The organism is Streptomyces jumonjinensis (genome assembly GCF_009600885.1).
Taxonomy (GTDB): domain Bacteria; phylum Actinomycetota; class Actinomycetes; order Streptomycetales; family Streptomycetaceae; genus Streptomyces; species Streptomyces jumonjinensis.
On sequence record NZ_VCLA01000030.1, the window covers coordinates 24,969 to 35,666 of the forward strand.

Sequence of the window (10,698 nt, forward strand, 5' to 3'; positions counted from 1 at the left end):
TCGCCCCCCTCGACCTCGAACTCCGCCCCGGTGACGTCGTCGGCCTCGCCGGGCTCGTCGGCTCCGGCCGCTCCGAGATCCTGGAGACGATCTACGGCGCCCGCAGACCGACCGCCGGACGCGTCCTCGTCGACGGGGCGCCGCTGCGCCCCGGCAGCGTACGCTCCGCCGTCCGCGCGGGCATCGGCCTCGCCCCCGAGGAACGCAAGGCCCAGGGCCTGCTGCTCACCGAATCCGTCACCCGCAACATCACCCTCGCCTGTCTCTCCCGCTTCTCCCGGGGCGGCTGGATCGACCGCGCCGCCGAACACGCCGCCGCCCGGCGGGCCGCCCGAGAGCTCTCCCTGCGCCCGGACGACCCCGACACCCCCGTCCGCACCCTCTCCGGCGGCAACCAGCAGAAGGCCGTCCTGGCACGCTGGCTGCTGCGCGGCTGCAAGGTGCTGCTGCTCGACGAGCCCACCCGGGGCGTCGATGTGGGAGCGCGCGCCGAGCTCTACGCGGTGATCCGTGCCCTGGCCGACGACGGCCTCGCCGTACTTCTCGTATCCAGCGAAGTGCCCGAAGTGCTGGGCCTCGCCGACCGGGTGCTGGTGCTGCGCGAGGGCAGCGTCGTGCACACGGCCGACGCCCGCGCACTCGACGAGCACCGCGTACTCGACCTTGTGATGGAAGGGAGCCCGCCGGCATGACGCAGCCATCCTCCCCGGCGCAGCAGGACGCCCCCGTGGACCTGGCGAAGACGACCGCGGGCGGCGGGCGGCGGATCCTGCCCAGGCCGCGCGCCGATGTCCGCAATCTGTCGCTGCTCGGCGTGCTCGCCGCCCTGATCGTCGTGGGCGGCGTCACCCGGCCCGAGGAATTCCTCGCCACCAGCAATCTCCAGCTCGTGCTGACCCAGGCGTCCGTCATCGGCGTCGTCACCGTCGGCATGACGTTCGTCATCACCAGCGGCGGCATCGATCTCTCCGTGGGGGCGATCGTCGCCCTGGCCTCGGTGTGGGCGACCACGGTGGCCACCCAGGAGTACGGCTTCGCGGGAATCCTCTTCACCGCCGTCGCCGTCGGCCTCGGCTGCGGCCTGGTCAACGGTCTGCTGATCGCCTACGGGGGGATGGTGCCCTTCATCGCGACCATCGCGATGCTCGCCTCCGCCCGTGGACTCGCCCTGGAGATCACGGACGGCAAGACCCAGATCGTCACCGTCCCCTCCGTGCTCGACCTCGGCGTCAAGGACGCCCATGTCCTCGGCGTCCCCCCGCTGGTGCTGGTCTTCGCGGCCGTCGTCGTCATCGGCTGGCTGCTGCTGAACCGCACCACCTTCGGCCGGCGCACCCTCGCCGTGGGCGGCAACGCGGAAGCCGCCCGGCTCGCCGGCATCGACGTACGCCGCCAGCGGCTCGGCCTCTATCTGCTCTCCGGGCTCTGCTGCGGAATCGCCGCCTTCATGCTCATCGTGCTCTCCGGCTCGGGCCAGAACACCAACGGCAATCTCTACGAACTCGACGCCATCGCCGCCGCCATCATCGGCGGAACCCTGCTCAGCGGCGGCCGGGGCACCATCGTCGGCTCGGTGCTCGGCGTGCTCATCTTCACCACCATCACCAATATCTTCGCGCTCAACAATCTGGAGAGCGCCGTCCAGCAGATCGCCAAGGGCGCGATCATCGTCGCCGCCGTGCTGATCCAGCACCGCACCCTGCGGGGCCGCGGCGACGGCTGACCTCCCTCTCCGCCCCCCCCGACACCCTCCCGTCCCGCCCCGTCCCCGCCGTGTCCCCCTCCGACCCCCCCCCGAAGGGCTGGTTCCGTCATGCCGCAGAACCCGATCCCCAGCCGCAGAGGACTCCTCTTCGGCACCGCGGCCGTCTCCGCCGGCGCTCTGCTCACCGCCTGCACCAGCAATGAGCCGAAGAAGACCAAGGACACCGAGAGCACTGAGAACACCGGGACCACTGGCGACCAGGCGCCCATCTCCGGCGACAAGCCCGGCAAAGCCGTCACCATCGGCTTCGCCGGACCCCAGGCCGACCACGGCTGGCTCAACGCCATCAACGACAACGCCCGGTCGCGGGCGAAGAAATACGACGACGTCACCCTGGAGATCACCGAGGGCTCCAACGACACCGCCGCCCAGATCGGCCAGGTCCAGACCCTCATCAACAAAAAGGTCGATGTCCTGGTCATCCTGCCCGCCGACGGCAAGGCCCTCACCCAGATCGGCCTCCAGGCCATGCGAGAGGGCATCCCCGTCATCAACCTCGACCGGGTCTTCGCCTCCCCGCAGGCATACCGCTGCTGGATCGGCGGCGACAACTACGGCATGGGCCTCAACGCCGGCCGGTACATCGGCGAGCGACTCAAGGACAAAGCCGACGCCAAGGTCATCGAGCTCGCCGGCGTCGACAGCCTCGAACTCACCAAACAGCGCACCCAGGGCTTCGACGACGCCCTCAAGAACTACCCCAACATCAAGAAAGTCGCCCGGCAGGCCGCCGACTTCACCGTCGAGTCAGGCCAGGCCAAAATGGCTCAGCTGCTCCAGGCGCAGAGCCGGTTCGACGCCCTGTGGAACCACGACGACGACCAGGGAGTGGGCGCCCTGCGCGCCATCGCCCAAGCCGGACGGAAGGACTTCCTGATGGTCGGCGGGGCCGGGGCCAAGTCCGCGATGGACGCCATCAAGGCCGACGACAGCGTACTGAAGGCCACCGTGCTCTACCCGCCGACGATGGCGGCCTCCGCGATCGACATCGCCCGCGCCGTCGCCCAGGGCAAGGGCATCGGCGGGATGTCCGAACTGGAGATCCCGGCCTCGATCACCCTGTACTCCGCCGTCGTCACCAAGGACAACGTCGACCAGTACCTGCCCACCGGCTTCAGCTGACCGGCCCGGTCGCCCCCACCGAGCAGACCGACGAGGAGGATCCGTATGGAACAGAGGGACAGTGGGACCGCGCCGCCGGAACTCGGCGTCGGCATGGTCGGATACGCGTTCATGGGAGCCGCCCACTCGCAGGGGTGGCGGACCGTGTCCCGCGTCTTCGATCTGCCGATGCGCCCGGTGCTCGCCGCCATCGCGGGCCGGGACCCGCGGGCCGTGCGCAGCGCGGCGGGCCGGCTCGGCTGGGCCGCGGTGGAGACCGACTGGCGCGACCTCGTCGCCCGGGACGATGTGCAACTGGTCGACATCTGCACCCCGGGCGACCTCCATGCGGAGATCGCCATCGCGGCACTGGAGGCGGGCAAGCATGTCCTGTGCGAGAAACCGCTGGCCAACACGGTCGCCGAGGCGGAGGCGATGGCGGCGGCAGCCGAACGGGCCGGAGCGCGCGGACAGGCGGCGATGGTCGGCTTCAACTACCGGCGCGTCCCGGCCGTCGCCCACGCCCGGCGGCTGATCGCCGAAGGCCGCCTCGGCACGCTGCGGCATCTGCGCTTCACCTATCTCCAGGACTGGCTGGTCGACCCGCTCGCCCCGCTGACCTGGCGGCTCCAGCGCAGACATGCCGGATCCGGGGCCCTCGGCGACCTCGGCGCGCATATCGTGGACCTCGCCCAGCATCTGGCGGGCGAGCCGCTGACCGGGGTGAGCGCGCTCACCGAGACCTTTGTACGGGAACGGCCGCTGCTGCCGGTCCTGGCCGCCCCGGGTTCCTCTGGTGCCTCTGGTTCTCCGGGTTCCTCCGGCTCCCCTGATTCCCTGGGTTCCTCTGCTTCCTCCGGCTCCTCCGGCTCCTCCGGCGGGCCGCCCGGCACGGTCGAGCACGGACCGGTCACCGTCGATGACGCGGTCCTCTTCCACGGCAGGCTCGCCTCCGGAGCGCTCGCCTCCTTCGAAGCGACCCGGATGGCCTCCGGCCGTAAGAACGCGCTGCGCTTCGAGATCAACGGAGAACGAGGCTCACTCGCCTTCGATCTGGAACGCCTCAACGAACTCTCCTTCCACGACCACACCGAGCCCGTCACCTCATCCGGCTTCCGGCGCATCCTGGTCACCGAAGCGGAACATCCGTATCTTCGGGCATGGTGGCCGCCCGGCCACGCCCTCGGCTACGAGCACACCTTCACCCACCAGGCACACGATCTGATCGCGGCGATCGCCCGGGGACAGCGCCCCGACCCGTCGTTCGCGGACGGACTCCAGGTGCAGCGGGTGCTCGCCGCGGTGGAGCACAGCGCCCAGAACAACGCCGTCCACACCCCCGTACCGCCACCGGCCGGCCCGCCGCACCGGACCGGCGGCGCGTAGCACCGCCCCGGCGGGGCGGTGAGGGGCGGGGCGTCACCCCGTACACACCCGGATCGAGGGAGGCAGGACTCCATGCCACGTCCGTTCACGCTCTTCACCGGCCAGTGGGCCGATCTGCCGCTGGAGGAGGTGTGCAGGCTCGCCCGCGACTTCGGCTACGACGGGCTGGAACTGGCCTGCTGGGGCGACCACTTCGAAGTCGACCGAGCACTCGCCGACCCCGCCTATCTGCCGGGCCGGCACGCGCTCCTGGAGAAGTACGGCCTGAAGTGCTGGGCGATCTCCAACCATCTGGTCGGCCAAGCCGTCTGCGACCACCCCATCGACGAACGGCACCAGGGCATCCTGCCCGCCCGGATCTGGGGCGACGGCGAACCCGAAGGCGTACGGCAGCGGGCCGCCGCCGAGCTCAAGGACACCGCACGGGCCGCCGCCGCCTTCGGGGTGAACACCGTCATCGGATTCACCGGCTCGTCCATCTGGCATCTGGTCGCCATGTTCCCGCCCGTGCCCGAGTCGATGACCGACCGCGGCTACGCCGACTTCGCCGAGCGCTGGAACCCGGTCCTCGACGTCTTCGACGCCGAAGGGGTGCGCTTCGCCCACGAGGTGCATCCGGGAGAGATCGCCTACGACTACTGGACCACCAAACGCGCCCTCGCCGCCGTCGGCGACCGCCCCGCTTTCGGGCTCAACTTCGACCCCAGCCATTTCGTCTGGCAGGACCTCGACCCGGTGGGCTTCCTCTACGACTTCCGGGACCGGATCTACCACGTCGACTGCAAGGAGTCGCGTAAGCGGCTGGACGGCCGGAACGGCCGGCTCGGCTCGCATCTGCCCTGGGGCGACCCTCGGCGCGGCTGGGACTTCGTCTCGGCGGGCCACGGCGACGTGCCCTGGGAGGACATCTTCCGGATGCTGCGCTCGATCGGATACGACGGCCCGGTGTCGGTGGAGTGGGAGGACGCCGGAATGGACCGGCTGACCGGTGCGCCGCGCGCGCTCGCCCATCTGAAGCAGTTCGACTTCGACCCGCCCGCCGCCTCCTTCGACGCGGCTTTCGGGAGCCGCGACTAGGGCGCTTCTGACGGATCAGGGCAGGTCGGAGCCCGGCGGGCAGGTCCGCCGCCGGGCCGGTCCGGCCTGCGCCGACCCGCCTTTGTCCTGAGGTGGGAAGAAGTGAACTCCAGCACCGCACAAGGGCTTTCCGTTCCGGACGAACCCGTCTACCGTCCCAGATGTGTTCAGCACCCAGGTGGTCCCGGTGTGACGGCGCACTCCGGTTCACACGGCACCTCGCCCGCTCGCCCGGTCGATCCCGGAGGAGACACGTGCACCCTCACCGGTACCCGAACCCGGCCGCGAAGAAGAGAAGGACGGTGGCGCGGAAAACGCTCGCCCTGTTCACCGGCGCCCTTCTCGCGGCTGCTTCCCTCACTCTCACCTCGCCCGGCGCCTCCGCTGCTGGGGCCGCCCCAGCCGGGTCCGCTGTGGACAAGGCCGTGGCGGACAAGGCCGCAGCGGACAAGGCGGCGGACAAGGCGGCGGCCGAGGACTTCCAGCAGGTCACCCTCGCCAAGGGCGCCGCCGAGACGGGCGAGCCGATATCGCTGGCCGTACTGCCCGACCGCAGTGTGCTCCACACCTCCCGCGGCGGCGAGCTGCGGATGACCGACAGCGCGGGCGCCACCCGGGTCGTCGGCAGCATCCCCGTCTACACCCACGACGAAGAGGGCCTCCAGGGCATCGGCATCGATCCGGGATTCCGGCAGAACCGTTTCGTCTATCTCTACTACGCGCCACCGATGAACACCCCGGCGGGCGACGCCCCCAACGAGGGAACCCCCGCCGAATTCGCGAAGTTCGACGGAGTCAACCGGCTCTCCCGATTCGTCCTCAAACCGGACGGCACCCTCGACAACGCCAGCGAGAAGAAGATCATCGATGTGCCGGCGACCCGGGGCATCTGCTGCCACGTCGGCGGAGACATCGACTTCGACGCCCAGGGCAATCTCTACCTCTCCACCGGCGACGACACCAACCCCTTCGCCTCCGACGGCTTCACCCCCATCGACGAACGCCCCGGCCGCAACCCCGCCTACGACGCCCGCCGCACCTCGGGCAACACCGACGACCTGCGCGGCAAGATCCTGCGCATCAAGGTCGCCGCGGACGGCTCGTACTCCATCCCCGCCGGAAACCTCTTCGCGCCCGGCACCGCCAAGACCCGGCCCGAGATCTACGCCATGGGCTTCCGCAACCCCTTCCGCTTCAGCGTCGACCAGAAGACCGGACATCTCTACGTCGGCGACTACGGTCCCGACGCCGGCGCCGCCGACCCCGCGCGCGGCCCCGCAGGCACCGTCGGCTTCGTACGCGTCACCAAGCCCGGCAACTTCGGCTGGCCGTACTGCAATGTCGCGGGCGAACCCTATGTCGACTACGACTTCGCCACCGGGAGATCCGGCGACCGATTCGACTGCGCCGCCCCGAAGAACGACTCCCGCCACAACACCGGGCTCACCGATCTCCCGCCCGCGGAGAAGGCGTGGATCCCCTACGACGGCGGCTCACTTCCCGCGTTCGGCTCCGGCTCCGAATCCCCCATGGGCGGGCCCGTCTACCGCTACGACCCCGCCAACCCCTCCCCAGTGAAATTTCCCGAGGCATACGACGGGGACTTCTTCGCCGGTGAGTTCGGCCGCCGCTGGATCAAACGGATAGAACAGGGCACGGACGGCGCCGTCACCGCCATCAACCCGCTCCCCTGGAGCGGCACCCAGGTCATGGACATGGCCTTCGGGCCGGACGGCGCGCTCTATGTCCTCGACTACGGAACCGCCTGGTTCGGCGGCGACCACAACTCCGCCCTCTACCGTATCGAGAACGCCACCGGCGGACGCTCACCCGTCGCCGAAGCCACCGCCGGAAGAACCTCCGGCAGAGCCCCCCTGCGCGTCCCCTTCTCCTCCGACGGCACCACCGACGCCGACGGCGACCCCCTCACCTACCGGTGGGACTTCGGCGACGGAAACACCTCCACCGCCGCCGACCCCACCCACGTCTACCGCAAGAACGGCACCTACACCGCCACCGTCACCGCCAAGGACCCCACCGGGCGCACCGGCTCCGCGAGCGTACGCGTCGTCGTCGGCAACACCGCCCCCACCGTGACCCTCGAACTCCCCGCGGACGGCGCCCTCTTCAGCTTCGGCGACGACATCCCCTTCAAGGTCGAGGTCACCGACCCCGAAGACGGAGCCATCGACTGCACCAAGGTCAAGGTCAGCTATATCCTCGGCCACGACAGCCACGGCCACCCCCTCACCTCCGCCATCGGCTGCACCGGCACCATCAAAACCTCCTCCGACGGCGGCCACGACCCGGGCGCCGACATCTTCGGAGTCCTCGACGCCGAATACACCGACGGCGGAGGCGGCGGCCAGGCCGCCCTCACCACCCACGACCAGGCACAGCTCCAGCCACGCCACCGCCAAGCCGAGTACCACACCCGCTCATCGGGCATCCGGGTCTACGACAAACCCACCGCCAACGGCGGCAGGACGGTCGGCGACATCCACCACGACGACTGGATCTCCTTCAAGCCCTACAACCTGACCGGAGCCACCAAGCTCACCGCCCGGATCTCCTCCGGCGGAGCGGGCGGATTCCTCGAAGTACGGACCGGATCCCCCAAGGGCCGCCTCCTCGGCTCCACTCCCGTACCCGTCACCGGCGGCTGGGAGACCTTCCAGAACGTCGATCTGCGCCTGCGATCCGTCCCCCGGAAGACCACCGAACTCTTCCTCGTCTTCAAAGGCGGCGACGGAGCACTCTTCGACATCGACGACTTCACCCTCTCCCACAGCCCGCCCGACCGCACCGCCAAACGCGTCCTCGTCTTCTCCAAAACCGCCGGCTACCGCCACGACTCCATCCCCGCCGGCATCGCCGCCCTCGAAGAACTCGGCAGAAGCAGCAACATCACCGTCGACGCCACCGAGACCGCCGCCCAGTTCACCACCGGCAACCTCGCCCGCTACGACGCCGTCGTCTTCCTCTCCACCACCGGCGACGTACTCAACGCCGATCAGCAGCGAGCCTTCGAGAAGTACGTCGCCACCGGCGGCGGCTATATGGGCGTCCACGCCGCGGCCGACACCGAATACGACTGGCCGTTCTACGGCGGACTCGTCGGCGCCTACTTCTCCTCCCACCCCCGCGTCCAACCCGCGACCGTACGCGTCGAAGACCACACCCACCCCGCCACCCAGCACCTCGGTGAGGAATGGCAGCGCACCGACGAGTGGTACGACTACGCCACCAACCCGCGCGACCAAGCCCGCGTACTCGCCGCTCTCGACGAGACCACCTACGACGGCGGCGCCATGAAAGGCGACCACCCCATCGCCTGGTGCCAGACCTACGGCGGCGGCCGATCCTTCTACACCGGAGGCGGCCACACCAAGGAGTCCTACGCCGAACCCGACTTCCGCAAGCACCTGCTGGGCGGAGTCCGCTACGCCGCCGGCCAGATCAACGCCGACTGCACACCCGCCACCGGCGAACGGCCCCTCTTCAACGGCAAGACCCTCAACGGCTGGAAACAGGCAGGCCCCGGAAAGTTCACCGTCGACGACGGCGAACTCCGCTCCCAGGGCGGCATGGGAATGCTCTGGTACCAGGCCAGAGAGCTCGGATCGTACCGCCTGAAACTCGACTGGAAACTCGACGGCGACGACAACTCCGGCGTCTTCGTCGGCTTCCCCGCCTCCGACGACCCCTGGTCCGCCGTCAACAAGGGCTACGAGATCCAGATCGACGCCACCGACACCCCCGCCCGCACCACCGGAGCCGTCTACGGCTTCCAATCCGCCGACCTCAAAGCCCGCGACCGGGCACTGCGACCCCCCGGCCAATGGAACACCTACGAGATCACGGTCCGCGGCGAACGACTCCAGATCTTCCTCAACGGAACGAAGATCAACGACTTCACCAACACCGACCCGGCCCGCAGCCTCAAGGACGGCCATATCGGCCTCCAGAACCACGGCCCCGACGACCAGGTCTCCTTCCGCGCCATCACCCTCCGACAACTGCCTTCCTAGACGCCCCCAGACGACGGCGGGCGGGGAGGCGCCATACCCCCGCCCGCCGTCACCCATCGCCCAGAACACCCCGGCAGGGAGGCAACAGCCCGTGTCGAACCAGAAGACACCCACCGGCACCCCCACCCAGAACGCCCCCCGAACCCCCGCACCGCACCAGCGGGCACGCACCGGGGTCTGGCTCATCGGAGCACGCGGCTCCGTCGCCACCACCACGATCACCGGATGCGCGGCACTCACCGCAGGACTCCACCCGCCCACCGGCCTGCTGACCGAGACCCCGCCCTTCGCGGCCTCCCGCCTCCCCGCCCTCACCTCACTCGTCTTCGGCGGCCACGACACCGCCCCCTGCCCCCTGCCCAAACGCGCCGAAGCCCTCACCGCCGCCGGAGTCCTGCCCCACGGACTCGCCGGCGCCCTCCACACCGAACTCGAAACCGCCGACCGCGACATACGCCCCGGCGGACCACAACCCGGCGACACCCGCACCGACGACGAACTCATCCACGCCTTCGCCACCGACATCCTCGGCTTCCGCGAACGACACGCCCTCGCCCGAGTCGTCGTCATCAACCTCTCCACCACCGAACCACCCCCACCGCCCGACGCCCCACGACTCACCCCCAGCTCCCTCTACGCGGCGGCCGCCCTCCGCGCCGGCTGCCCCTTCATCGACTTCACCCCCTCCACCGGGCTACGCACCCCCGCCCTCCAAGCAGCCGCCGCGGCCAGCGGACTTCCCCACGCCGGCCGTGACGGCAAAACCGGCCAGACGCTGCTCCGCTCCGTACTCGCCCCGATGTTCGCGCAACGCGCCCTGTCCGTACGGGCATGGTCCGGCGCCAACCTGCTCGGCGGCGGAGACGGAGCAGCCCTGGCCGACCCGGCCGCAGCCGCCGCCAAGAACGCGGGGAAGGAACGCGTCCTCACCGACACCCTCGGCCACACCCCCGAAGGTCAGGTCCACATCGACGACGTCCCCGCCCTCGGCGACTGGAAGACCGCCTGGGACCACATCGCCTTCGACGGCTTCCTCGGCTCCCGCATGATCCTCCAGACCATCTGGCAGGGCTGCGACTCCGCACTCGCCGCCCCCCTCGTCCTCGACCTCGCCCGGCTCACCGCCCGCGCCCATGAGACCGGGCACACCGGCCCCCTCCCCGAACTCGGCTTCTACTTCAAAGACCCCGACGGCGGCCCCGCCTCCCTCGCCGAACAATTCCAGGAACTCCTCGCCTTCGCCGAACGGCTCCGGGAGCCCCGATGACCCTCCTCGGCCGCCTCAGCAGAGGCAACCGCACCAGCCTCCTCGCCCGACTCGCCCCCCTGATCCCACCC

At 70.1% G+C, this 10,698-nt stretch carries 7 protein-coding genes; all 7 read left to right on the forward strand.

Translation table 11 applies throughout. The features are described 5' to 3' along the window. The coding region (locus FF041_RS04350) for an ATP-binding cassette domain-containing protein (RefSeq protein WP_153521098.1) at positions 1-692 on the forward strand (692 nt) is incomplete at its 5' end. Beyond that, positions 689-1,723: an ABC transporter permease gene (locus tag FF041_RS04355; RefSeq protein ID WP_153482200.1), complete on the forward strand. Its 1,035-nt coding sequence runs from the start codon at positions 689-691 to the stop codon at positions 1,721-1,723. The genes FF041_RS04350 and FF041_RS04355, both read left to right, overlap by 4 nt. A 90-nt stretch (positions 1,724-1,813) precedes the next feature. After that, positions 1,814-2,887 (forward strand): substrate-binding domain-containing protein, encoded by a 1,074-nt coding sequence (locus FF041_RS04360; RefSeq protein WP_153521089.1) that lies wholly within the window; start codon positions 1,814-1,816, stop codon positions 2,885-2,887. 45 nt (positions 2,888-2,932) lie between these two features. Then, positions 2,933-4,252 (forward strand): Gfo/Idh/MocA family protein, encoded by a 1,320-nt coding sequence (locus FF041_RS04365; RefSeq protein WP_153521090.1) that lies wholly within the window; start codon positions 2,933-2,935, stop codon positions 4,250-4,252. A gap of 72 nt (positions 4,253-4,324) precedes the next feature. Then, entirely contained in the window at positions 4,325-5,329 is a 1,005-nt protein-coding gene (locus tag FF041_RS04370; RefSeq protein ID WP_153521091.1) for a sugar phosphate isomerase/epimerase family protein, read from the forward strand. 161 nt (positions 5,330-5,490) lie between these two features. After that, the gene (locus FF041_RS04375; protein WP_153521092.1) at positions 5,491-9,360 is read left to right on the forward strand and encodes a ThuA domain-containing protein; all 3,870 of its coding nucleotides are present in this window, start codon (positions 5,491-5,493) and stop codon (positions 9,358-9,360) included. Positions 9,361-9,451: 91 nt separating this feature from the next. After that, complete coding sequence (locus FF041_RS04380) at positions 9,452-10,627, forward strand: inositol-3-phosphate synthase (RefSeq protein WP_323391190.1); 1,176 nt, start codon at positions 9,452-9,454, stop codon at positions 10,625-10,627. Positions 10,628-10,698: the final 71 nt, after the last annotated feature.

Coding starts and splice junctions, on each gene's coding strand:
- FF041_RS04355 (WP_153482200.1), top strand. CDS start 689: ATGACGCAGCCATCCTCCCCGGCGCAGCAGGACGCCCCCGTGGACCTG.
- FF041_RS04360 (WP_153521089.1), top strand. CDS start 1,814: ATGCCGCAGAACCCGATCCCCAGCCGCAGAGGACTCCTCTTCGGCACC.
- FF041_RS04365 (WP_153521090.1), top strand. CDS start 2,933: ATGGAACAGAGGGACAGTGGGACCGCGCCGCCGGAACTCGGCGTCGGC.
- FF041_RS04370 (WP_153521091.1), top strand. CDS start 4,325: ATGCCACGTCCGTTCACGCTCTTCACCGGCCAGTGGGCCGATCTGCCG.
- FF041_RS04375 (WP_153521092.1), top strand. CDS start 5,491: ATGTGTTCAGCACCCAGGTGGTCCCGGTGTGACGGCGCACTCCGGTTC.